The sequence below is a fragment of the Bradyrhizobium sp. USDA 3397 genome, from assembly GCF_054060965.1.
The window spans coordinates 904,655-926,491 of sequence record NZ_JBSSDS010000001.1; the positions used below are offsets into that span (position 1 = coordinate 904,655).

The following is a 21,837-nucleotide window of genomic DNA, read 5'->3' on the forward strand; positions in this document are numbered from 1 at the left end:
GGCGATGCCAAGGGTGCAGGCGGGCGAACTCCGACTCGGCTGGCGGGAGTGGGGAGGAGGCGACGTCACCGTCGTCTTCATCCACGGAAACCTCGCCAGCAAGGACTGGATCGAGCTCGCCGCGCCATTGTTTCCGATCGGGCTCCGTGTGGTTGCAATCGATTGGCGCGGCTGCGGCGACAGCGACCGGCCGAAGCCGTCGGCCGACTATTCCAACTACTCCATGCGGCAGCACGCCGAGGACATGCTGGCGGCGCTCGATACGCTCGAGATCGGCTATTGCCATCTCGCGACACATTCCACTGGCGGCATCATCGCCGCCAGAATGCTGCTCGAGCAGCCGCAGCGCTTCGGCCGTGTGTTCGCGCTCGATCCGGTAACGCCGCTCGGCATGGCCTTCGATGCCGATCAGATCGGATTATTCAGGGCCATGATGTCGAGCAAGGAGCTGACGCGGTCCGTGATGGCTACGGCCGCTTCTTCGCTGTTCGTCCCGGAGAGCATGGGGCCGAACATGGTCCCGCGCTTTCGCGAGGGGCTGGGAGAGATCCAGACGCTGTTCGACCGGATCGTCGAGCAGACCTTCGGCGTATCGGAGGGGATCTGGATCGGCACGCCGGTGAACCTGACGCGGGAGAGGGAGAGCCGTGAGCTGGAGCGCCGCATGTCCGGGATCTGGCATCCGCACCTCGTGTTGTGGGGCGAGCGGGACGGTTGGATCGCGCCGGCCGATCTCCGGGCCATGGTCGTAGCGATGCCGGATTGCCGGCTGGTCATCGTGCCAGGCGTAGGGCATTCGATGAACCTCGAATCGCCGGCACTTTATGCTGGCTATTTCGGCGCCTGGTTCGGAGGACGTGCCGCGTCACCATCCATGGCGCCAAGCTGATCCCCGGCGGGGCCTCGACGTCGACGGCGGCCACCACATCGTCGAATTGACGCGCTGAGCAGTCCGGGACCCATGATCGATGGTGACATATTGCCAGTGTTTTGCCCGACGGGGCAACCGGTTCCGGGCGAACAGGAAACATCAATCAGATCAGCCCCATGGCTACTGTGCATGGGGTTGTTCTTCGACTCTTTGATTCAGCGATAGTGAAGCGCGATCAATTCGGCCACGCAGGCCGGCTTCTTGCCTCCCTCGATCTCGATCACGAGGTGGTAGTTGACGCGCAGCCCGTCCGGCGGCACGTCCTCCGCTTCCGCGATCGTGACCCGGCCGCGCAGCTTCGAGCCCGCCGGTACCGGCGCAAGATATCGGATCCGGTCCGCACCGTAATTGAGCGTGTTGCGCAGCCCCTTCAGGCCGATGACCGAGCGGATGAACAGCGGGGCAAGGGCAAGCGAGAGCAGGCCATGGGCGATAGTCTTGCCGCCCGGCATCTCCTGCTTGGCGCGCTCCTGGTCGACATGGATCCACTGCTCGTCGCAGGTCGCCTCGGCGAACTGGTTGATGCGGTCCTGCGTGATCTCGATCCAGTCGCTGGCGCCGATCTCGGTGCCGATTGCGGATTTGATCTCGTTGAAGTCGCTGAATATTCGCATGGGTTGACCTGTTCAGAGCTTCATTTCCGGAACATTGTCGGGAATGGCGAGCTCGGCCTCCGTCAGGGCCATGACCTCGCCGACGCTCATGCCGGGTGCTGTTTCCAGCAACGTCGCCTTGCCGTCGGGAAAACCGATCACGGCCATGTCGGTCACGACAAGGTTGACAGGGCGTGCCGAGGTCAGCGGCAGCGAGCATTTCACCACGATCTTCGACTTGCCCTTGGCCGCGTGCTGCATGGCGACGATCACACGCTTGGCGCCCGTGACGAGGTCCATTGCGCCGCCCATGCCCGGGACCATCTTGCCCGGGATCATCCAGTTCGCGAGATGGCCATGCGCATCGACCTGGAGACCACCGAGCACGGTGACATCGACGTGGCCGCCGCGGATCAGGCCGAATGACATCGCGCTGTCGAAGGTGGAGGCGCCCGGCAGCGCGCTGATCGGGCGCCCGCCGGCATCGGTGAGCGTCGGATGCGCCATCCCCTGCTCGGGAATCGGCCCGGTGCCGATCAACCCGTTCTCGGACTGGAAGAACACCTTCAGGTCCGACGGCACGTAATTGGCGACCAGGGTCGGAATGCCGATGCCGAGATTGACGAGGTTGCCGCTCCTCAGCTCCTTGGCGACACGCCGGGCGATGATGATCTGGGGATCCATGATGTCACCCGTTGGTGATGAGATAGTCGACGAGCGGCGCGGGGGTGACGACGTGGTCGGGCGCGATCACGCCGACGGGGACGATATGCTCCGCCGTCACGATGACGGTGTCGGCCGCCATCGCCATGACCGGGTTGAAATTGCGCGAGGTGAGGGCGTAGGCGAGGTTGCCGAGGTAGTCGGCGAGGAAGGCGTGCACCAATGCGAATTGCGCCCGCAGCGCCGTCTCCAGCAGGAACGGCTTGCCATCGACTTCGATCTGGCGCTTGCCTTCGGCCACCAGCGTTCCGACCCCGGTCGGCGTCAGCACCCCGCCGAGACCGCATCCGCCGGCGCGGATGCGTTCGACGAAGGTGCCTTGCGGCACGAGATCGACCGCGATCTGGTTCGCCAGCATCTGCTGCTGCGCCTTCGGATTGAGGCCGATATGCGTCGCCGTCAGCTTCGACACCAGCGCTTGATCGAAGAGCTTGCCGACGCCCTTGCCGGGCGTGGCCGCGTCATTCGAGATCAAGGTCAGACCCGTCTTCCTCTGACGCACGACTTCGTCGAGCAGCCGCTCCGGCGTTCCAACTCCCATGAATCCGCCAACCATGACGCTCGCGCCTGCCGGGATCATTGCGACGGCTTCTTCGACGGAAACAGCCTTCATGATCGAAACTCCCGGTCGGCCGACGATGGGCTGAAGGGCGGTGATGTGCGGATGTTGGCGGGCGGGCGACGGGCTCCCTTGATATGGGTCAAAGGCCTCTGGATCATTGCGCGCCGTCAGCGAGAAACCGACGTTTCCGTAATGAAACGCGACCCAGCCCAGGGGGGCAAAATCGTGCCCAAAACTCAATGGTTTGTGCTCGCATCCTCATGCGGCGCGCTATCTGCTTTCCCTGATTTTTGAACATTGCATCGGTAGTCCGGCGCGGAATCGCTCACAGAGAGATGAGTGTGTCGGCGTCGTCCCGCCATTGGGACGGCGCCAAATCGACTCAATTCACGTCGAGCGTGCATCCGCCAGACATTTGCGGAGCTGATTCCCCATGCCAGACATCAAGGTCGACCGTTCGGATATGGCCCCCTCGATTCTGCCGGCCGGCATCCCCGAGCTCAGCGACGATGAATGCCTCGCTTGTCTCGCGCGCGCAGTCGAGGCGCCGGATTCGGCGCGGCTGGACGAGGTCGCCGGCCTCATTGGCCGCCTGGCAGTCGCCATCGAATAGGGCCGGCCCGGCCCTCCATCAGGGGTGCGGAGCGCGAAGCGCGCATCGCCAACCGCTATGTTGCGTTTTGACCGAGCATGCTCCAAAAGATGCCGCGATTTTTCTCCGCGGCATCGTCCGCATTGCAGGGTCCGCAAATGTCCGGTTTTTCGACCGCGCGCCAAAAAATGGTCGATGGCCAGGTGCGCACCAATGACGTCACCGACCGTCGTGTTCTCGATGCCATGCTCACGGTGCCCCGCGAGGCCTTCGTGCCGGCCGGCCGGCAGGGGCTAGCTTACCTCGATCTCGACCTCGACGTCAGCGAAGGCGCCGCCAAGCGGTTCCTGATCAAGCCGGCGCTGACGGGCAAGTTGCTCCAGGCCGCCGAGATCGGCGCGGATGACAACGTGCTGGTCGTCGGCTGCGCCACCGGCTATCTCGCCGCACTGGCTGCCAAGCTCGCGCGGCAGGTCACGGCGACCGAGTGCGATTCGGCGTTGGCCGCCAAGGCCAGCGACGCTTTCACCGCCCAGGGTCTCGCCAATGTCGCCTGCAAGGCGGCGGCCTGCACCGAGGGGGATCCTGCTACCGCCCCCTATGATGTGATTCTCCTCAACGGCGCGGCCGAGGTGATGCCGGAAGCTCTGCTCGGGCAGCTGAAGGAGGGTGGGCGCCTGGTGGGGGTGTCGGCCGAATCGAGGCCGCCGCGCGCGATGATCGTGACCCGTACCCACGGCGAATTCGGTCATCGGACCCTGTTCGACGCCGCCGCCCCGGTGCTTCCCGGCCTGGAACGGGCGGCTGCCTTTGTCTTCTGACGGCCCCAAAGCCGCCCCAAATCCCGTTCTGAATCAGAAGTGTGGCCGGGATGCTGCACGTGAAGAGTTTCCACTGAGAACCACCCTCGGGTAGTTCCGTCGCGCTTGACCGCGTCCTATGTTGCGGCGGGGCAACGACTCCATTGGTACGGTACCCCGGCTCGCGGGCACGAGCCGGGCGCTAGAACGAACGGAATTTCACGGATGCATGGGGTGAAGCTCTTCACCGGAGCTGCGGTTTCGGTCCTGCTGCTGGCGCTTGCCGGGACGACGCCTGCCTTGGCGGATACGATCGAGGGCGCGCTGGTGCGCGCCTATCAGAACAATCCGCAGCTCAACGCGCAGCGTGCCCAGGTGCGCTCGACCGACGAGAACGTGCCGCAGGCCTTGTCTGGCTATCGTCCGCGGGTCTCGCTGACCGCAAGCGGCGGTTATCAGTACTCGGACTTCAAGAGTGCCTCTACTAGCGAGCCCGTTAACGGCACGGGCATTCCTCGAAGCGTGGGATTGACTGCTTCCCAGACGCTGTACAACGGCAACCAGACCGCCAACCGGACTCGCGCCGCGGAGAGTCAGGTGTCCGGTGCTCGGGAAGCGCTGCGCAGCCTCGATCAAAGCGTGCTGCTTCAGGCGGCCACGACCTACATGGATTATCTCCGCGACGCGGCGACGCTTGAAGTCCAACGCAGCAACGTGCGCGTGCTCGAGCAGACGCTCAAGCAGACCCGTGACCGTTTCAATGTCGGCGAAGTGACCCGCACCGACGTCGCTCAATCGGAAGCGCAACTGGCGGCCGGAAGGACCCAGGCGCTCACCGCTGAAGCGAATCTGACGACGACCCGCGCAAACTTCCGTCGCATCATCGGCAACGAGCCGACGAATCTTGCGCCTGGCTCACCTGTCGATCGGTTCCTGCCTTCGACACTCGCTTCGGCCATCGAGCTAGGCCTAGTCCAGCACCCCAACGTGACGGCCGCGATGTTCGGCATCGACGTCAACTTTCTGCAAGTGAAGGTCGCCGAGGGCGCTCTGCTCCCGTCAGTCACGTTGCAGGCCACAGCCACGCAGGCATACGAGCAGTCGCTGATACAGTACAGGGCCTTCAACGCGTCCGCGATCGCACAGATCTCGGTGCCGATCTATCAGGGCGGTGGCGAATACGCGCTGATCCGCCAGTCCAAGGAGAACCTGGCGCAGCAGCGCCTCAACCTCGAAACGACTCGCGACCAGACCCGTGCGACCGTTGTGCAATGGTGGGGCTCGCTGCAGGCCACCAAGGCGCAGGTGCAGTCGGCTCAGGCGCAGGTGACGGCATCCGAGATCGCCCTCAACGGCGTACGCGAGGAGGCCAAGGCCGGCCAGCGCACCACGCTGGACGTGCTCAATGCGCAGCAGGCGCTGGTGAACGCGCGCGTCGCGCTGGTGACCGCGCAGCACGATCGTGTAGTTGCATCTTATAACGTCCTCGCGGCGGTCGGGCGTCTGTCGCCGCAAGTCCTCGGCCTTGCGACTACGACCTACGACCCCAGCGTTCACTATCATCAGGTGCGGGACAGCTGGGCGGGTGTGCGCACGCCTGACGGCCGCTGATTCCCGTAATCATCCGGTCGATCTCGGCAATAGCCGAGGTCGACCGGTGCTTTGCTTGCAATCATCAAAATCCCTGACATAGCCTTGCCAAGATGATGCGGGTCGATTCGCCCCGCATTGATGTCACGTGCGTAACGCTTCGGCGCCGGGGCAGGGGCGCACCGCTGCGCGTCGAGCCGTGATCTGGGGACAAGTCGGGCTGCGGCGACGAAAATGGCGGACCCATCGTTGCGGAACCGGCCAATCCTGCCGTGCTTGGTGTAAAACAACGCATGCGAGGGCGTTGATGATGTGGAGTCGGAGATGACGCAGCCTGCAAAGGTCACAGAACCCTCGATGGAGGAGATTCTGGCCTCGATCCGGCGCATCATTGCCGACGACGAGGCAAAGCCTCCGCCGGCCGAGGCCGCCAAGCCCGAGAAGGCTGCTGCGCCCGCTGCGCCGCCGAAGCCGCAGGCGATGAACGACATTCCGCCATCCAAGGTCGCTCCGCCCAAACCCGCCGCCGAGAAGCCGGCACCGCCGCCGGCTGCAAAGCCGGCGCCGGCACCTGCGCCGGCGCCCGCGGCGGACGCATCCAACAGCCAGGACGATATCGACGCGTTGCTTGCGGGTCTTGATGCGGCCACACCTACGCCTGAAGTCCGCGCGCCCGAGCCAGAGCCCGAGCCCGAGCCCGACGTGCTCGAACTGACCGACGACATGGCGATGGACCCGACGCCGCCTCCGCCGCCGCCGAGCTTCCGCAAGGTCGAACCCCGCGACGATCTCGAATTCGCTGAGCCGCCGCGGCCCGCCCCGCCGCCGTCCTACGCGCCGGTGGATTTCGACGCGCCGCCGCTGCCCCCGCAGCAGCCGATCCTCGCGCAATCGACGGTCTCCGCGGTCGAATCCGCCTTCAACTCCCTGGCCCATACTGTGCTCAGCAGCAACGCCCGGACGCTGGAGGACTTGGTCAAGGAGATGCTGCGGCCGATGCTGAAGTCCTGGCTCGACGACAATCTGCCCGGCCTCGTTGAACGCATCGTGAAGGCCGAAATCGAGCGGGTCTCGCGCGGCGGCCGCTGAGGACGGCCGAAAGGCCCTCATAAAGCCTGGCTTCGGGTGTCATATTCGAGCCCGGACCGGGTCGGAAAGCGCTGTCGCCGCCGCGCTTTCCCTGAGCTTTTCGTTGACTTTTCGTTGACTTGGCCCCCTCGCGCGGCTTTCTAGCAGCCCCATGATCGAGAAAAATTACCAACCCGCCGATATCGAAACCCGCATGTCCGTGGTGTGGGAGGACAGCCTTGCGTTCAAGGCTGGCCGGCCCGACCGCCGTGATGCCGTGCCCTTCACCATCGTGATCCCGCCGCCGAACGTGACGGGCTCGCTGCACATGGGCCACGCCCTCAACAACACGCTGCAGGACATCCTTTGCCGGTTCGAGCGCATGCGCGGCCGCGACGTGCTGTGGCAGCCCGGCACCGATCATGCCGGCATCGCCACCCAGATGGTGGTCGAGCGGCAGCTGATGGAGCGCCAGCAGCCCGGTCGCCGCGAGATGGGCCGCGAGAAGTTTCTGGAGCGGGTCTGGCAGTGGAAGGCCGAGAGCGGCGACACCATCATCAACCAGCTCAAGCGCCTCGGTGCGTCCTGCGACTGGTCGCGTGAGCGCTTCACCATGGACGAGGGCCTGTCGAAGGCCGTCGTCAAGGTGTTCGTCGAGCTGCACCGCGAGGGACTGATCTACAAGGACAAGCGGCTGGTGAACTGGGACACCAAGCTGCTGACCGCGATCTCCGATCTCGAAGTGCAGCAGACGGAAGTGAAGGGCCACCTCTGGTATCTGCGCTATCCGATCGAGGGCAAGACGTTCAGCCCCGAGGATCCCTCGAGCTTCATCGTGGTCGCCACCACGCGCCCCGAGACCATGCTCGGCGATACCGGCGTGGCCGTCCATCCGGAGGACGATCGTTACCAGAAGCTGATCGGCAAGAATGTCGTCCTGCCGCTGGTCGGCCGCAAGATCAAAATCGTCGCCGACGAGTATTCCGATCCCGAGAAGGGATCGGGCGCTGTGAAGGTGACGCCGGCGCACGACTTCAACGATTTCGAGGTCGGCAATCGCCACGGGCTGCGCCGGATCAGCGTGCTCGACAGGGAAGGCTGTCTCGATCTCCTCGACAACGAGGATTATCTGCGCGACCTGCCCGAAGGCGCTGCGCAATCCGCCGAGGAATTCCACAAGGTCGACCGCTTCGCTGCGCGCAAGCGCATCGTCGAGCGGCTGGAATCGTTCGGCTTCGTCGAGCGGATCGAGCCGCACACCCACATGGTGCCGCACGGCGATCGCTCTGGCAGCGTGATCGAGCCCTACCTGACCGATCAGTGGTACGTCGACGCCAAGACGCTGGCGAGACCTGCGATCGCGGCGGTGCGTTCGGGCGAAACGACGTTCGTTCCGAAGAACTGGGAAAAGACCTATTACGAGTGGATGGAGAACATCCAGCCCTGGTGCATCTCACGTCAGCTCTGGTGGGGCCATCAGATCCCGGCCTGGTACGGCCCTGACGGCAAGGTGTTCGTCGCCGAGACCGAGGAGGAGGCCATCAGCCACGCGCTCGGCTATTACGTCGAGCAGGAGGTCATCACGCCCGAGCAGGGCCGCGAGATGGCGCTCGACCGCAACAAGCGCGAAGGATTCATCACGCGCGACGAGGACGTGCTCGACACCTGGTTCTCCTCGGCGCTGTGGCCGTTCTCGACGCTCGGCTGGCCCGACGAGACGCCCGAGGTGCAGCGCTACTACCCGACCAATGCGCTGGTGACCGGCTTCGACATCATCTTCTTCTGGGTCGCCCGCATGATGATGATGGGCCTGCACTTCATGAAGGAGGTGCCGTTCTCGACCATCTACATCCACGCCCTCGTCCGCGACGAGAAGGGCGCCAAGATGTCGAAGTCGAAGGGCAACGTCATCGATCCCCTCCACCTGATCGACGAATACGGTGCGGACGCGCTGCGCTTCACCCTGGCGGCGATGGCAGCGCAGGGCCGCGACATCAAGCTCGCCACCAGCCGTGTCGAAGGCTACCGCAATTTCGCGACCAAGCTCTGGAACGCATGCCGGTTCGCGGAGATGAACCACTGCGCCGTGCCTGATGGTTTCGAGCCTGCGAAGGCAAAGGAGACGCTGAACCGCTGGATTGCGCATGAGACCGCGCACACCACGCGCGAGGTGACCGAGGCGATCGAGGCCTATCGGTTCAACGATGCCGCCGGCAGCATCTATCGCTTCGTCTGGAACGTCTATTGCGACTGGTATGTCGAGCTCGCCAAGCCCGTGCTGCTCGGTCCGGACAGCCCTGCCAAGGACGAGACCCGTGCCATGGTCGCCTGGGCGCGCGACGAGATCCTGAAGCTGTTGCACCCCTTCATGCCCTTCATCACCGAAGAGCTGTGGGAGGTGACGGCAAAACGCGACGGCCTGCTCGCATTGGCGCCGTGGCCGCTGAAGCCGGTCGAGCCGACGCCGGAGCAGCTCGCGATGCTTGCGGCGACCACGGGACCGACCGATGCGCTGGTCTCGCCGGCCTGGGTGCTGCCGATCTTCGATCATGCCGACTTCACCGATCCGGCTGCCGAGGCCGAGATCGGCTGGGTCATCGACCTCGTCACGCAGATCCGCTCGGTGCGCGCCGAGATGAACATCGCGCCGGCAACGCTGACGGCGCTGGTGCTCGCAGGCGCTTCGGCCGAAACCAAGGAGCGCGCGCCGCGCTGGGCCGATGTCATCAAGCGTATGGCGCGGCTGTCGGACATCTCCTTCGCCGACCGAGCGCCTGACGGCGCTGTCCAGTTGCTTGTGCGCGGCGAGGTCGCCGCGCTGCCGCTCAAGGGCGTGATCGACGTCGCCGCCGAGCGCACGCGTCTCGACAAGGAGATCGGCAAGGCCGAGGCCGACATCAAGCGCGCCGAGTCGAAGCTGGCGAACGAGAAGTTCGTCGCCAACGCGGCCGAGGAAGTCGTCGAGGAGGAGCGCGAAAAGCGCGAGGCGGCGCTGGCCCGCAAGGCCAAGCTGCTCGAAGCGATGGAGCGGCTGAAGCAGGCGTCTTAGGGCATGATCCGGAAAAGTGTGCAGCAGTTTTCCGGAAAGATCATGCTCAAACAATAACCTAAAGCGCGATGATGATTCATCGCGCTTTAGGCCTATTTCGGAAACGGCTTGCTCAAAAACTTCGAGCCCCTGACGCCGTAGCGCCAAGGCAGCTCGACCGCCTTGGTGATGCCGATGCGGATGCCGGTTGCGACCTCGACATCCTCGGTTCGCGCATGCAGCGCGATGGGAGGCCGATCCAGCGGCAGGGCGTTGTGCGCGATGGTGATGCCGAGCGCCTCGGTCAGCTTGCCCGGGCCCGAGCACAGCGCATGCACGTCCTGCAGATGCCGGCGTCGGCGCATCGCAGCCAGGCCATGCGTCGGCTCCAGAGCACGGATCAGCACGGCGCTGGCCGAGCCTTCCTCCTCGCAGACGAAGTTCACGCACCAGTGGATGCCGTAGGAGCGGTAGACATAGGCAAAGCCAGGCGGGCCAAACATGACCTGGTTCCGCGGCGTCTGGCCATTGTAGGAGTGCGCCGCCGGGTCGGTATGGTGATAGGCCTCGACCTCGACGATGATCCCGCCGACGCCGTCGACGAGCATGGTGGCGCCGATCAGGTCGGGCGCGACCTCATGGACGCTGCGGCCGAAAAAGGTCCGCTTCAGCTGCTTGCCGAGCCGTGGTGTGGAAGGTTTCGAGATTGGAGCCATTCGAGGAGAATCGTCTGAGAACAGAGCAGGATATTGCCCATATCTGCCATGTTCCCTGAAGCGGGGCGAGCCGGGTTGCGATGCCAGGCCAGACCGACTAGGTAGGACCTGAACAGACCGGACACCCCATGGTCGTTATTGTCGATACCATCTCGAACCCGCTGCGCCCGCGCCACCCCGAAAAGGTGAACCGGCCCGATTCCGCTTCGCCGCCGAAGCCGGACTGGATCCGCGTGCGCGCGCCGAACACCCCGCGGCTATGCCGACACCCGCAACATCGTGCGCGCCAACGGCCTGCACACGGTGTGCGAGGAGGCGGGCTGCCCGAACATCGGCGAGTGCTGGGACAAGAAGCACGCGACCTTCATGATCATGGGTGACACCTGCACCCGGGCCTGCGCCTTCTGCAACGTCAAGACCGGCCTGCCGAATGCACTGGATGCGGCCGAGCCGCAGAACGTCGCCGAGGCCGTGGCGAAGCTGGGCCTCGCCCACGTCGTCATCACCTCGGTCGATCGCGACGACCTCACTGACGGCGGCGCCGAGCATTTCGCAGAGACCATCCGCGCCATCAGGGCCGCGTGCCCCTCGACCACGATCGAGATCCTGACGCCCGACTTCCTGCGCAAGGAGGGGGCGCTGGAAATCGTCGTCGCGGCCAAGCCCGACGTGTTCAACCACAATCTCGAGACGGTGCCGTCGCGCTATCTCACGGTGCGGCCCGGCGCGCGCTACTTCCATTCGATCCGGCTGCTGCAGCGGGTCAAGGAGCTCGACCCCACCATCTTCACCAAGTCCGGCATCATGGTCGGCCTCGGCGAGGAGCGCCACGAGGTGCTCCAGGTGATGGACGATCTGCGCTCGGCCGACGTCGACTTCCTGACCATCGGGCAATACCTGCAGCCGACCCGCAAGCATCACGCGGTGATGCGCTACGTGCCGCCGGACGAGTTCGGTTCCTACGAGAAGGTCGCCTACACCAAGGGCTTTCTGATGGTGTCGGCGAGCCCGCTCACCCGTTCCTCGCATCATGCCGGCGAGGACTTTGCGAGACTGCAGGCCGCGCGGGCCGCGATTGCCCGTTGAACCGATATGCCCCGTTTTTCGAGCAAGCGCCGTGTCAATCACAGCGCATCCGAGATGTTCGATCTGGTCGCCGACGTCGAGCGCTACCCGGAATTCGTGCCGCTGTGCAGCGCGCTGAAGGTGCGGCAGCGGATGGCCAAGCCCGACGGCACCGAGGTGCTGGTTGCCGACATGACGGTGTCGTTCAAGCTGATCAAGGAAACCTTCACCAGCCGGGTGACGCTCGACCGCGCCAATCTGAAGATCCTGGTCGAATATCTGCAAGGTCCGTTCAGCAATCTGGAAAACCGCTGGACGTTCGAGCCTAAAGGCGAGGGCGTCTGCGACGTCGGTTTCTTCCTGTCTTACGAATTCAAGAGCCGCATGCTGGCGATGCTGATGGGCTCGATGTTCGACGCCGCCTTCGCGCGGTTCTCCGCCGCGTTCGAGAAACGGGCGGACGCGATCTACGGGCGGCCGAAGCTGGCCTCGACGTAGGTAACTCTCATGTCCCGGACGCGCTGCAACGCCCTTAGCGTTGCTGCGCAGAGCCGGGACCCACAGCGACAGACTCCTCACTCGATAGATGGGCCCCGGCTCTGCAGCGCACCGCTGAAGGAGCGCTGCGCTGCGTCCGGGGCACGAGATCTTTCTCAATCCACTGACGGTGATCCTGGGGTGTCGCTTCGCTCACCCGGGCTAGGCGACTGCGTTCCGCCTCCGCCGTCGCGGGGATCATTTCGCATCGCGGCGCGTTCTCAACCGACTGTCCGGGTTGGAGCCGCCATGACCATCAATTTCGACGCGCTGCAAGCTTCGCTTGTCCTGTATGGCCTGAACGCGATCTACGCGGTCCTGCTGCTCGCGGTCGGCTGGTATCTGTCCGGCGCGATGCAACGCTTCGTCACGCGCGTCCTCAGCGTCACGCATCGCGTCGACCCGCTGGTGACGCTGTTCGTGGGCAGCCTTGCGCGTTATGGCGTGCTCGCGGTCGTCGGCATCGCCGTGCTGCAGCTGTTCGGCATCCAGACGGCGAGTCTCGTTGCCGTGCTGGGTGCGACCTCGCTCGCCATTGGTCTTGCCTTGCAGGGCACGCTGTCCAATCTCGCCGCCGGCGTGATGCTGCTCTTGTTCCGGCCATTTCACATCGGCGACGATGTCGAGGTCGCCGGCAAGGCGGGCAAGGTGAGGTCGCTGTCGCTATTCATGACCGAGCTGGTCGCGCCCGACAACACGCAGATCCTGTTGCCGAATGGACAGGTCTGGGGCGCGGCCATCATCAACCACAGCGCCTATCCTGGCACGGGCGAGATCAAGGTGACGTTTCCGGTACCCGCCGGCGCCGCTCCGGCGCTGGCCGATCGCATCCTGAAGGAGCTTCGCAAGGATTCCCGCATCGACGATCAGGCGCAACCCGCCGTCTCCGTCAGCAAGGTCCTCGATGTCGCCAATCCCGCCGCGCCGATCCTGGAATTGACGGTTAGCGCCAAGGCGAAACCGTCTGAAGCTGGCGCGGTCAAGCAGTGCGTGCTCGATCATGCGAGCGCGCTGCTTGCCACGGCCGCCTGAGACGATTTATCCCCGCGGCGGACGCGGCGGCCTGCGTTTCACCACATGCCGGCGCGGCGAGCGGGTCACACGCGGGCGCAGGCGGCTTGCGGCGGCACGCTGCGGCTTGGCCGCGACTTGCGGGCCGCGGGCCAGATCCATCAGCATGCGCAAAGCCTCGACAACAGAACGGGCGCGCACCGCGCTGCGGCCGATGGCGCCGAAGCGGTGCTCGCGGTGGATGATGCGGCCGTCGCGCGCGGCGGCGGCGAAGTGCACGAGACCGACCGGCTTGCCGGGCGTGGCGCCGCCCGGGCCGGCGATGCCGGTAATGGCGACGGCGAGATCGACATCGGCGCGCTCAAGCGCACCGATTGCCATTGCGGTGGCGGTCTCCTTGCTCACGGCACCGAAATTGGCCAGCGTGCTCGCCTCGACGCCAAGCATCGCGCGCTTGGCCTCGTTGGAATAGGTGACGAAGCCGCGGTCAATGACGTCGGACGAGCCGGGAATGTCGGTCAGTGCGCCCGCAACCAGGCCGCCGGTGCAGGATTCAGCGGTCGCGATCGTCAGCTTGCGCATCCGGCACAGATCGAGCAGCGAGCGGGAGAGGGCGCGTGCGTCGCTGCCGCCCATGGCCTAGACGCCCCAGGGAAGGCGGATGGTGGCGCTCGCGGTCGCCGCGATGCCTTCCTCGCGGCCGGTGAAGCCGAGCCGCTCGCTGGTGGTCGCCTTCACTGCGATGCGCGAGATGTCGACGCCGGAGATCTCGGCGATGCGCGCGCGCATGGTGTCGCGCAACGGGCCGATCTTCGGCCGCTCGCAGATCAGCGTCACCTCGAGGTTGGCGACGCGGCCGCCGCGCGCTGCGACGCGCTCGATGGCATATTTCAGGAACTGGTCGGAGGAGGCGCCCTTCCACTTCGCATCGCTCGGCGGGAAGTGCGAGCCGATGTCGCCGTCGGCGAGAGCGCCGAGAATGGCGTCGACCAGCGCATGCAGGCCGACATCGCCGTCGGAATGAGCCAGGAAACCTTTGGTGTGCGGCACGCGCACGCCGCAGATCATGACATGGTCGCCTTCGCCGAAGGCGTGCACGTCGTAGCCGGTGCCGGTCCTGATGTCGCCGAGCTGGGCGGCCAGGCGCGCTTCCTCGCGCACGAAATCCTCGGGAGTTGTGAGCTTCATGTTGGCAACATCGCCTTCAAAGGTTGCAACCGTCAATCCCGCCCATTCGGCAATCGCGGCATCGTCGGTGAAATCCGAGCGTCCATCCCTTGCCGCGCGACGATGCGCCTCGAGGATGACGTCGAAACGAAAGGATTGCGGCGTCTGTGCGATCCGCAAGGAAGCGCGGTCCGGCGTGGCCTCGACGTTGCCGCTTTCGCCGGTGACCTTGATGGTGTCGGTGACGGCGACGGTGGGGATCGCAGCGCCGGCGCGGCTCGCCGCCTCGATCGCGCGCGAGATCACGCCTTCCGAGACGAAGGGGCGCGCGGCGTCGTGGATCAGCACGATGTCCGGATTGTGCTTGGCCAGCGCTTCGAGGCCGGCGAGCACCGAAGCCTGCCGCGTCGCGCCGCCATTGGTCGGTGGCTCGTGCCTGAGCCCTGCGACCGCTGCGGTGAACATGGCGCTGTCGTCGGGGTTCACCACCGGCTGCACCGCGAACACCTCAGCGTGACGGCTGAAGGCTTCCATGGCGCGGCGGATCACGGGCACGCCACCGATCTCGCGATATTGCTTCGGCCCACCGGCGCCGGCACGCAGTCCACGCCCGGCTGCGACGAGGACGACCGCGGTGCGCTGTGATTTCGCCATAGGACTCAAATACTCAGTTGCCAATAAGAGCAGGGGTGATTTGCCGGCATGCCTCTAGCACGGCAGGCCCGCAAAAAAAGGGGGTTTCCCCGGATTGTGGGAAACAGCATTTTGCTGCACTGCACTTGAAAGATCTACAGAACTGTCTAAACTGTAGGCATGACGCTTGACTGCACAAGAATTGTGCGCAAGATAGATCATGGCAGGCGCGATGAGGCCCTGCCCAGTCAACGGGACCCCTGTGACCGGCTCGGCAGTATCAGGCTCTAAGCCGTTGAAAATAGGCGATATTGAAGTCGCCACCCCGGTCTTCCTGGCGCCGATGTCGGGTGTGACTGACTCGCCCGTCCGCCGGCTGGCCGCCGAGCTTGGGGCTGGTCTCGTCGTGTCCGAAATGACCGCGAGCGATGAGCTCGTCAATGGACACCGGATGTCCCGGTTGCGCTGCGAAGCCACCGGCATCGGCCCGCATGTGGTCCAACTCGCCGGCTGCGAGACGCATTGGATGGCCGAAGGCGCCCGGATCGCCGAAGCGGAAGGCGCCGATATCATCGACATCAACATGGGCTGTCCCGCCCGCCACGTCACCGGCGGCCAGTCCGGCTCGGCCTTGATGCGCGACCTCGACCATGCCGTCAGCCTGATCGAAGCGACGATCGCGGCGGTGAAGGTGCCGGTGACGCTGAAGATGCGCCTCGGCTGGGACGACCGCAGCCGCAACGCGCCCGAGCTGGCGCGGCGCGCGGAGGCCGCCGGGGTCAAGCTCGTCACCGTGCACGGCCGCACCCGCTGCCAGTTCTACAAGGGGGAGGCCGATTGGGATGCGATCCGCGCCGTGCGCGAGGCCATCTCGATTCCGCTCGTCGTCAACGGCGACATCACCTCCTACGAGAAGGCGCTGGCGGCATTGGACGCCTCGGGCGCCGACGCCGTGATGATCGGCCGCGGCGCGCAGGGCCAGCCCTGGCTGCCGGGCCAGATCGGCCGCCGCCTGCAGGGCGGAGCCGAGGAAGCCGTACCCTCGCTCCAGACGCAGCTGCATTATGTCCGCACACTCTATGACGGCGTTTGTGCGCTCTATGGCCTGCGCATCGGGCTGAGGCACGCCCGCAAGCATCTGGGTTGGGCGCTCGACGTCGCAGCGCAGGCGAGCCGTGCGCCGGCCGAGAAGCTGAAATCCTGGCGGCAGAAGATCCTGGTCTCGGAGGATCCGCGCCTCGTTCACGTTTCACTGCAAGACGCCTTCGACGACTTCGCATGGAGCGCTGCTGCATGAGTTCAGCCGCTGAACATCGTCGGCCGCTTCAGTCCGACAGCGACGCAATCCTGGATGCCTTGCCCAACCCCGTGCTCATGATCGGGCCCGACGGCAAGATCGTCGCCGCCAACATCGCCACCGAAGCCTTCTTCGAGATCTCGACGCAATTCCTGAAGCGGCAGTCGCTGAAGGAGCTGGTGCCGTTTGGAAGCCCTCTGTTGGCGCTGATCGACCAGGTGCGTTCCTCGAACGCGCCGGTCAACGAATACAAGGTCGATCTCGGCACGCCACGCATGGGCGGCGACCGCCAGGTCGACCTGCACGTGGCTCCACTCACCGAGCGGCCCGGCCATATCGTCGTGATGCTGCAGGAGCGCACCATCGCGGACAAGATGGATCGGCAGCTCACCCATCGCAGCGCCGCGCGCTCGGTGATAGCGCTAGCAGCAATGCTCGCTCATGAAATCAAGAATCCGCTTTCGGGCATTCGCGGCGCAGCGCAGCTGCTCGAGCAGCAGGCCTCGTCCGAGGACCGCATGCTGACGCGGCTGATCTGCGACGAGGCCGATCGCATCGTGACGCTGGTCGACCGCATGGAGGTGTTCGGCGACGAGCGCCCCGTGGTGCGCGGTCCCGTCAACATCCATTCGGTGCTCGACCACGTGAAGCGGCTGGCGCAGTCGGGCTTTGCCCGCAACATCCGTTTCATCGAGGACTACGACCCCTCGCTGCCGCCGGTCCTGGCGAACCAGGACCAGCTGATCCAGGTGTTCCTCAATCTCGTGAAGAACGCTGCCGAAGCGCTGATCGACGTGCCCGACGCCGAGATCCAGCTCACAACCGCGTTCCGCCCCGGCGTGCGCCTGTCAGTCCCCGGTCAAAAATCCCGGGTATCCCTTCCGCTCGAATTCTGCGTGAAGGACAACGGACCCGGCGTGCCCGACGATCTTCTGCCCAACCTGTTCGACCCCTTCGTGACCACCAAGCAGACCGGCTCGGGTCTCGGCCTTGCGCTGGTCGCCAAGATCGTCGGCGATCACGGGGGCATCATCGAATGCGAATCTCAGCCGCGCAAGACCACCTTCCGCGTGCTGATGCCGATGTATTCCACATCGGTCAAACACGCCGATCAAAGCAGTCGCGACGGCTCTGCCGGGAAGTCGTCGCCTGCGTCACAGGGGGCAAAATGAGGATCAACAATGCCCGCAGGTAGCATTCTCGTAGCCGATGACGATACCGCCATCCGCACCGTTCTCAATCAGGCACTGTCCCGCGCCGGTTACGAAGTGCGGCTGACCGGCAATGCCGCAACGCTATGGCGCTGGGTCAGCCAGGGCGAGGGCGATCTCGTCATCACCGACGTGGTGATGCCCGACGAAAACGCGTTCGACCTGTTGCCGCGGATCAAGAAGATGCGGCCGAACCTGCCCGTCATCGTCATGAGCGCGCAGAACACCTTCATGACGGCGATCCGTGCGTCCGAGCGGGGGGCCTACGAATATCTGCCGAAGCCGTTCGACCTCAAGGAGCTGATCGCGATCGTCGGCCGCGCGCTCGCCGAGCCGAAGGAGCGGACCTCGACGCCGGATGAGGACGCCGAGATGGAGGCGATCCCGCTGGTCGGCCGCTCGCCGGCGATGCAGGAAATCTATCGCGTGCTGGCGCGCCTGATGCAGACCGACCTCACCGTGATGATCACGGGCGAGTCCGGAACCGGCAAGGAGCTGGTGGCGCGCGCGCTGCACGATTACGGCAAGCGCCGCAACGGCCCCTTCGTCGCGGTCAACATGGCGGCGATCCCGCGCGACCTCATCGAGTCCGAATTGTTCGGCCACGAGCGCGGTGCCTTCACCGGCGCCAACACCCGCGCCTCCGGCCGGTTCGAGCAGGCCGAAGGCGGCACGCTGTTCCTGGATGAGATCGGCGACATGCCGATGGAGGCGCAGACCCGCCTGCTGCGTGTGTTGCAGCAGGGCGAATACACCACGGTTGGCGGCCGCACCCCGATCAAGACCGACGTGCGCATCGTTGCGGCCTCCAACAAGGACCTGCGCGTGCTCATTCAGCAGGGCCTGTTCCGCGAAGACCTGTTCTTCCGCCTCAACGTCGTTCCGCTGCGGCTGCCGCCGTTGCGCGAGCGCATCGAGGACCTGCCGGATCTCGTGCGGCACTTCTTCACACTGGCCGAGAAGGACGGCTTGCCGCCGAAGAAGCTCGACACGCTGGCGCTGGAGCGGCTGAAGCAGCACCGCTGGCCCGGCAACGTGCGCGAGCTCGAGAACCTCGCCCGGCGCCTCGCCGCGCTCTATCCCCAGGACGTGATCACGTCCTCCGTCATCGACGGCGAGCTCGCGCCCCCCTCGGTCAGCCCGGGGGCTGCGGTCCAGCAGGGCGTCGACAATCTCGGCGGCGCCGTGGAGGCGTATCTGTCCTCGCACTTCCAGGGCTTCCCGAACGGCGTGCCGCCGCCCGGCCTCTATCACCGCATCCTCAAGGAGATCGAGGTGCCGCTGCTCACGGCCGCGCTCGCCGCCACCCGTGGCAACCAGATCCGCGCCGCGGACCTGCTCGGCCTCAACCGCAACACGCTGCGGAAGAAGATCCGGGATCTCGACATCCAGGTGTATCGGAGCGGGGGCTAGTCTCTCGACGCGGCCGGTGGCTCAGCTCCCCCTACCAAGGCAGAGCTGAGCCTGTCCGGATCGCGCTGGCCGTTGTGGCTGACGCGGTGAGCACAAGTCCTGACGGGACTCTAATGTTCCGCCCGCACATTCAAATTGGTCGTCGGCCGCAGCGCGGCCATTGCGCCTATCTGACCAGTCCGCCGGATGCTGGCACCACGCTCGCGACATTCAGCGGCGGCTGCTGAAGGCCGAGGCCGTTGACCAGGAGGTCGGCGGCCACGATCAGCAGCAGAACGGCCGAAACCATCGTCGCGAGAAAGATCCTATCCATGCGGATTAAGCCGGGACGGCGGGAATCCGTTCCGCCCAGGCGGCATGTGCCTGTGGATTGCGCGGGTCCGCCAGGGCGAACACGCCGCGGAATTGTCGCAATTCGGCAACAATGTGGTACGAATACATCAGTATCCGCCCGTCCGCGGACCCGTTTTCAGCATCATTGCCGGAATGACCAGCGCAGATACCTCGGCCGCACACTTTGACACGGCCACAGCGGAAGAGCCCCGGCGTTGGTCGGTGCGACGCTGGCTGGCACCCTTTGCCGTCGCGCTGGCGCTGTTGTCGGCCTTCCTGACCTTCCTGGTCCTGACGGGTCTGAGCACGATCGAGCCGACGCCCGCGGTGGTCCGCACATTCTATCTGATCAATGCCGCCACGATCCTGCTGCTGGTCGGGATCATCATCCGGGAACTCTGGCAGCTGATCCTGGCGCGGCGGCGGGGCAGGGCGGCGGCGCGTCTCCACGTCCAGATCGTCAGCCTGTTCTCGATCGTGGCGGTGCTGCCGGCGGTGCTGGTCGCCGTCGTTGCCAACGTCACCATCGAGCGCGGCCTCGACCGGTTGTTCTCCGGGCCGACCAAGGAGGTGATCCAGAACTCGCTGACGATCGCGCGGGCCTATATGCAGGACCATGCCCAGCTGATCCGCGGCGACATTCTCGGCATGGCCAACGACATCGCCCATGCCCGGCCGCTCTACGACCAGGACCGCCGCTCGTTCCGCGAGATGCTGACGGCGAGCGCCGCGTCGCGCAACCTGCCGGGCGCGATGATCATCGACAAGAACACCAACATCCTGGAATCCGCCGACACCGGCATGCGGCTCGCTTATTCGCCGCCCGCGCCGGACTTTCTCAGCAACGTCAACGAGAACGAGCCCGAGATCGCGGTCCTTCCCGATGCGAGCTTCGTTGCCGCGGTGATCCGCCTGCGCGCCTTCAACGACACCTTCCTCTATGTCGCCAGGCCGCTTGATCCGAATGTCGTCAATCAGCTCAAGCAGACCGAGGTCAGCGTCGCCGAATACGCCCAGATCGAATCGCGCAGGCTCGGTATCCAGGTCGCTTTCGCGCTGATGTTCGCGGTGATCGCGCTGACCATCCTCATGGCTTCGGTGCTGATCGGTCTCAACTTCGCCAACTCGCTGGTCTCGCCGATCCGGCGACTGATGAACGCGGCACATACAGTTTCGACCGGCGACCTGCACGTCCAGGTGCCCGTGCACCAGTCGGAGGGCGATCTCGCCCAGCTGGGCGAGACCTTCAACAAGATGACGCAGGAATTGCGCAGCCAGCGCGACGAGCTGGTCAATGCCAGCGACCTCATCGACAGCCGCCGCCGCTTCATCGAGGCGGTGCTGTCGTCCGCGAGCGCGGGCATCATCGGCGTCGACGCGTCCGGCAGCGTCGGCATCCTCAACCGCTCCGCAGAGAAACTGATCGGGCACTCCGAAGCCGAGACGCTCGGCCATCCGCTCTCCGACGTGCTGCCCGAACTCGACGAGATGATGAAGACGGCGCGGGAAGGGACCCAGCGCCTGGTGCAGGGCCAGATCACGATCACCCGTGACGGCACCGAGCGCAACCTGTCGGTCCGCGTCAGCGCCGAGAAGAACCAGCCGCATGACAGCTACATCATCACGCTCGACGACATCACCGAGCTGGTCTCGGCGCAGCGTACCTCGGCCTGGGGCGACGTGGCGCGCCGCATCGCGCATGAGATCAAGAACCCGCTGACGCCGATCCAGCTCTCGGCCGAGCGCATCCGCCGCAAGTTCGGCAAGGACATCACCGAGACCAAGGACAAGCAGATCTTCGACCAATGCACCGACACCATCGTCCGCCAGGTCGACGACATCAGGCGCATGGTCGACGAGTTCTCGCGCTTTGCGCGGATGCCCAAGCCCGTGATGGAAGGCGAGGACGTCGCCGACACGGTGCGCCAGGCCGTGTTCCTGATGAAGGTCGCCCATCCCGAAATCGACATCGAGGCCGAGTTCAAGCAGGATCCGCTGCGCGCCCAGTTCGACCGGCGCCTGATCTCGCAGGCTGTCACCAACATCGTCAAGAACGCCACCGAGGCGATCGAGCAGGTCCCGCCCGAGGAGCTCGGCAAGGGGCGTATCGACGTCGTGGTGTCGCGCGAGGGCGACGACGTGCTGATCGACGTCATCGACAACGGCATCGGCCTGCCCAAGGTCGCGCGCTCGCGTCTGCTCGAGCCCTACGTTACCACGCGTGCCAAGGGCACCGGGCTGGGGCTTGCGATCGTCGGGCGCGTGCTGGAAGACCATGGCGGGCGGATCGATCTGAAGGACGCCTCGGACTTCCGTGCCGGCCAGCGCGGCGCCTGGATGCGCATGCGCTTTGCCGTGTCGGGGCAACCCGCGAAGTCCGCGAGAACGGAGCAAGTGCCGGCGGTCAACGGCGCGACCGGGACAACCTCCAAGCCCGACATCACGCAAACGGCGACGGAATCCATCGAGACCCAGGCAACAAAAGAGCCGGCCGCCGGAACCAAAGAGCCGGCTGAAAAGACCAATGATTCAACCAAAATCGAAGCCTCAACAGGCAGCTGACAAGA

At 65.3% G+C, this 21,837-nt stretch carries 19 protein-coding genes and 1 pseudogene; 13 read left to right on the forward strand and 7 right to left on the reverse strand.

Features of this window, described 5'->3' with window-relative positions; all coding sequences use genetic code 11:
- Window positions 1–4 precede the first annotated feature (4 nt).
- A complete protein-coding gene (locus ACVWYQ_RS04355) occupies window positions 5–889 on the forward strand; it encodes an alpha/beta fold hydrolase (RefSeq protein WP_271542182.1) in 885 nt (294 codons plus the stop codon).
- Between the two features lie 197 nt (window positions 890–1,086).
- Here the strand turns inward: ACVWYQ_RS04355 and ACVWYQ_RS04360 are convergent, their stop codons facing one another.
- The 3 genes from ACVWYQ_RS04360 to ACVWYQ_RS04370 are packed head-to-tail and all read right to left on the reverse strand — an operon-like array spanning window position 1,087 to window position 2,860.
- On the reverse strand, window positions 1,087–1,545 hold the full coding sequence (locus ACVWYQ_RS04360) for a MaoC family dehydratase (protein ID WP_036028008.1): 459 nt from the start codon (window positions 1,543–1,545) through the stop codon (window positions 1,087–1,089).
- Window positions 1,546–1,557: 12 nt separating this feature from the next.
- Complete coding sequence (locus ACVWYQ_RS04365; protein ID WP_036039471.1) at window positions 1,558–2,208, reverse strand: 3-oxoacid CoA-transferase subunit B; 651 nt, start codon at window positions 2,206–2,208, stop codon at window positions 1,558–1,560.
- A 4-nt stretch (window positions 2,209–2,212) separates the two neighbouring features.
- Window positions 2,213–2,860: a CoA transferase subunit A gene (locus tag ACVWYQ_RS04370; protein WP_035999395.1), complete on the reverse strand. Its 648-nt coding sequence runs from the start codon at window positions 2,858–2,860 to the stop codon at window positions 2,213–2,215.
- A 382-nt stretch (window positions 2,861–3,242) separates the two neighbouring features.
- On the opposite strand from ACVWYQ_RS04370, the gene ACVWYQ_RS04375 reads away from it, so the two are divergent.
- The 5 genes from ACVWYQ_RS04375 (at window position 3,243) to ACVWYQ_RS04395 (ending at window position 9,908) form a co-directional block, all read left to right on the forward strand.
- Entirely contained in the window at window positions 3,243–3,422 is a 180-nt protein-coding gene (locus ACVWYQ_RS04375) for a hypothetical protein (protein ID WP_128261698.1), read from the forward strand.
- A gap of 137 nt (window positions 3,423–3,559) precedes the next feature.
- A complete protein-coding gene (locus ACVWYQ_RS04380) occupies window positions 3,560–4,222 on the forward strand; it encodes a protein-L-isoaspartate O-methyltransferase family protein (protein ID WP_271542184.1) in 663 nt (220 codons plus the stop codon).
- 204 nt (window positions 4,223–4,426) lie between these two features.
- On the forward strand, window positions 4,427–5,812 hold the full coding sequence (locus ACVWYQ_RS04385; protein ID WP_157284370.1) for a TolC family outer membrane protein: 1,386 nt from the start codon (window positions 4,427–4,429) through the stop codon (window positions 5,810–5,812).
- Window positions 5,813–6,115: 303 nt separating this feature from the next.
- A complete protein-coding gene (locus ACVWYQ_RS04390; RefSeq protein ID WP_271542185.1) occupies window positions 6,116–6,880 on the forward strand; it encodes a PopZ family protein in 765 nt (254 codons plus the stop codon).
- A gap of 151 nt (window positions 6,881–7,031) precedes the next feature.
- Window positions 7,032–9,908, forward strand: a complete 2,877-nt coding sequence (locus tag ACVWYQ_RS04395; RefSeq protein WP_456725464.1) for a valine--tRNA ligase — start codon at window positions 7,032–7,034, stop codon at window positions 9,906–9,908.
- A 92-nt stretch (window positions 9,909–10,000) separates the two neighbouring features.
- On the opposite strand, the gene ACVWYQ_RS04400 is transcribed toward ACVWYQ_RS04395, so the two are convergent.
- Window positions 10,001–10,603: a DNA-3-methyladenine glycosylase gene (locus tag ACVWYQ_RS04400; RefSeq protein WP_271542187.1), complete on the reverse strand. Its 603-nt coding sequence runs from the start codon at window positions 10,601–10,603 to the stop codon at window positions 10,001–10,003.
- Window positions 10,604–10,731: 128 nt separating this feature from the next.
- Between ACVWYQ_RS04400 and lipA the strand changes: the two are divergent.
- The 3 genes and pseudogenes from lipA (at window position 10,732) to ACVWYQ_RS04415 (ending at window position 13,237) form a co-directional block, all read left to right on the forward strand.
- Window positions 10,732–11,689 (forward strand): annotated as a pseudogene (gene lipA, locus ACVWYQ_RS04405) (lipoyl synthase).
- Between the two features lie 6 nt (window positions 11,690–11,695).
- Window positions 11,696–12,166, forward strand: coding sequence for a type II toxin-antitoxin system RatA family toxin (locus tag ACVWYQ_RS04410; RefSeq protein ID WP_157284379.1), 471 nt, complete (start codon window positions 11,696–11,698; stop codon window positions 12,164–12,166).
- A 288-nt stretch (window positions 12,167–12,454) separates the two neighbouring features.
- Complete coding sequence (locus ACVWYQ_RS04415; RefSeq protein ID WP_404541139.1) at window positions 12,455–13,237, forward strand: mechanosensitive ion channel family protein; 783 nt, start codon at window positions 12,455–12,457, stop codon at window positions 13,235–13,237.
- A gap of 6 nt (window positions 13,238–13,243) precedes the next feature.
- Here the strand turns inward: ACVWYQ_RS04415 and ACVWYQ_RS04420 are convergent, their stop codons facing one another.
- Together ACVWYQ_RS04420 and ACVWYQ_RS04425 are read right to left on the reverse strand one after the other, a co-directional pair.
- Window positions 13,244–13,852 (reverse strand): CinA family protein, encoded by a 609-nt coding sequence (locus tag ACVWYQ_RS04420; RefSeq protein WP_271542188.1) that lies wholly within the window; start codon window positions 13,850–13,852, stop codon window positions 13,244–13,246.
- Between the two features lie 3 nt (window positions 13,853–13,855).
- Entirely contained in the window at window positions 13,856–15,037 is a 1,182-nt protein-coding gene (locus ACVWYQ_RS04425) for a bifunctional 2-C-methyl-D-erythritol 4-phosphate cytidylyltransferase/2-C-methyl-D-erythritol 2,4-cyclodiphosphate synthase (protein ID WP_271542189.1), read from the reverse strand.
- Window positions 15,038–15,311: 274 nt separating this feature from the next.
- Between ACVWYQ_RS04425 and dusB the strand changes: the two genes are divergently transcribed.
- Genes dusB through ntrC form a run of 3 tightly spaced genes read left to right on the forward strand, consistent with a single transcriptional unit; the run spans window position 15,312 to window position 18,937 of the window.
- A complete protein-coding gene (gene dusB / locus ACVWYQ_RS04430) occupies window positions 15,312–16,313 on the forward strand; it encodes a tRNA dihydrouridine synthase DusB (RefSeq protein ID WP_271542190.1) in 1,002 nt (333 codons plus the stop codon).
- Window positions 16,310–17,485, forward strand: a complete 1,176-nt coding sequence (locus tag ACVWYQ_RS04435) for a two-component system sensor histidine kinase NtrB (protein WP_128261689.1) — start codon at window positions 16,310–16,312, stop codon at window positions 17,483–17,485. The genes dusB and ACVWYQ_RS04435 overlap by 4 nt, the downstream gene beginning before the upstream one ends.
- Before the next feature lie 9 nt (window positions 17,486–17,494).
- Complete coding sequence (ntrC, locus tag ACVWYQ_RS04440; RefSeq protein ID WP_128261688.1) at window positions 17,495–18,937, forward strand: nitrogen regulation protein NR(I); 1,443 nt, start codon at window positions 17,495–17,497, stop codon at window positions 18,935–18,937.
- 166 nt (window positions 18,938–19,103) lie between these two features.
- Here the strand turns inward: ntrC and ACVWYQ_RS04445 are convergent, their stop codons facing one another.
- Complete coding sequence (locus ACVWYQ_RS04445) at window positions 19,104–19,250, reverse strand: hypothetical protein (protein ID WP_167361662.1); 147 nt, start codon at window positions 19,248–19,250, stop codon at window positions 19,104–19,106.
- Between the two features lie 173 nt (window positions 19,251–19,423).
- Between ACVWYQ_RS04445 and ACVWYQ_RS04450 the strand changes: the two genes are divergently transcribed.
- Complete coding sequence (locus ACVWYQ_RS04450; RefSeq protein ID WP_456725465.1) at window positions 19,424–21,832, forward strand: ATP-binding protein; 2,409 nt, start codon at window positions 19,424–19,426, stop codon at window positions 21,830–21,832.
- Window positions 21,833–21,837 lie beyond the last annotated feature (5 nt).

What these genes read in the sequence shown, in the direction of transcription:
- ACVWYQ_RS04355 (WP_271542182.1), top strand. Translation starts at nt 5, where the DNA reads ATGCCAAGGGTGCAGGCGGGCGAACTCCGACTCGGCTGGCGGGAGTGG.
- ACVWYQ_RS04360 (WP_036028008.1), bottom strand. Translation starts at nt 1,545, where the DNA reads ATGCGAATATTCAGCGACTTCAACGAGATCAAATCCGCAATCGGCACC.
- ACVWYQ_RS04365 (WP_036039471.1), bottom strand. Translation starts at nt 2,208, where the DNA reads ATGGATCCCCAGATCATCATCGCCCGGCGTGTCGCCAAGGAGCTGAGG.
- ACVWYQ_RS04370 (WP_035999395.1), bottom strand. Translation starts at nt 2,860, where the DNA reads ATGAAGGCTGTTTCCGTCGAAGAAGCCGTCGCAATGATCCCGGCAGGC.
- ACVWYQ_RS04375 (WP_128261698.1), top strand. Translation starts at nt 3,243, where the DNA reads ATGCCAGACATCAAGGTCGACCGTTCGGATATGGCCCCCTCGATTCTG.
- ACVWYQ_RS04380 (WP_271542184.1), top strand. Translation starts at nt 3,560, where the DNA reads ATGTCCGGTTTTTCGACCGCGCGCCAAAAAATGGTCGATGGCCAGGTG.
- ACVWYQ_RS04385 (WP_157284370.1), top strand. Translation starts at nt 4,427, where the DNA reads ATGCATGGGGTGAAGCTCTTCACCGGAGCTGCGGTTTCGGTCCTGCTG.
- ACVWYQ_RS04390 (WP_271542185.1), top strand. Translation starts at nt 6,116, where the DNA reads ATGACGCAGCCTGCAAAGGTCACAGAACCCTCGATGGAGGAGATTCTG.
- ACVWYQ_RS04395 (WP_456725464.1), top strand. Translation starts at nt 7,032, where the DNA reads ATGATCGAGAAAAATTACCAACCCGCCGATATCGAAACCCGCATGTCC.
- ACVWYQ_RS04400 (WP_271542187.1), bottom strand. Translation starts at nt 10,603, where the DNA reads ATGGCTCCAATCTCGAAACCTTCCACACCACGGCTCGGCAAGCAGCTG.
- ACVWYQ_RS04410 (WP_157284379.1), top strand. Translation starts at nt 11,696, where the DNA reads ATGCCCCGTTTTTCGAGCAAGCGCCGTGTCAATCACAGCGCATCCGAG.
- ACVWYQ_RS04415 (WP_404541139.1), top strand. Translation starts at nt 12,455, where the DNA reads ATGACCATCAATTTCGACGCGCTGCAAGCTTCGCTTGTCCTGTATGGC.
- ACVWYQ_RS04420 (WP_271542188.1), bottom strand. Translation starts at nt 13,852, where the DNA reads ATGGGCGGCAGCGACGCACGCGCCCTCTCCCGCTCGCTGCTCGATCTG.
- ACVWYQ_RS04425 (WP_271542189.1), bottom strand. Translation starts at nt 15,037, where the DNA reads ATGGCGAAATCACAGCGCACCGCGGTCGTCCTCGTCGCAGCCGGGCGT.
- ACVWYQ_RS04435 (WP_128261689.1), top strand. Translation starts at nt 16,310, where the DNA reads ATGAGTTCAGCCGCTGAACATCGTCGGCCGCTTCAGTCCGACAGCGAC.
- ntrC (WP_128261688.1), top strand. Translation starts at nt 17,495, where the DNA reads ATGCCCGCAGGTAGCATTCTCGTAGCCGATGACGATACCGCCATCCGC.
- ACVWYQ_RS04445 (WP_167361662.1), bottom strand. Translation starts at nt 19,250, where the DNA reads ATGGATAGGATCTTTCTCGCGACGATGGTTTCGGCCGTTCTGCTGCTG.
- ACVWYQ_RS04450 (WP_456725465.1), top strand. Translation starts at nt 19,424, where the DNA reads ATGACCAGCGCAGATACCTCGGCCGCACACTTTGACACGGCCACAGCG.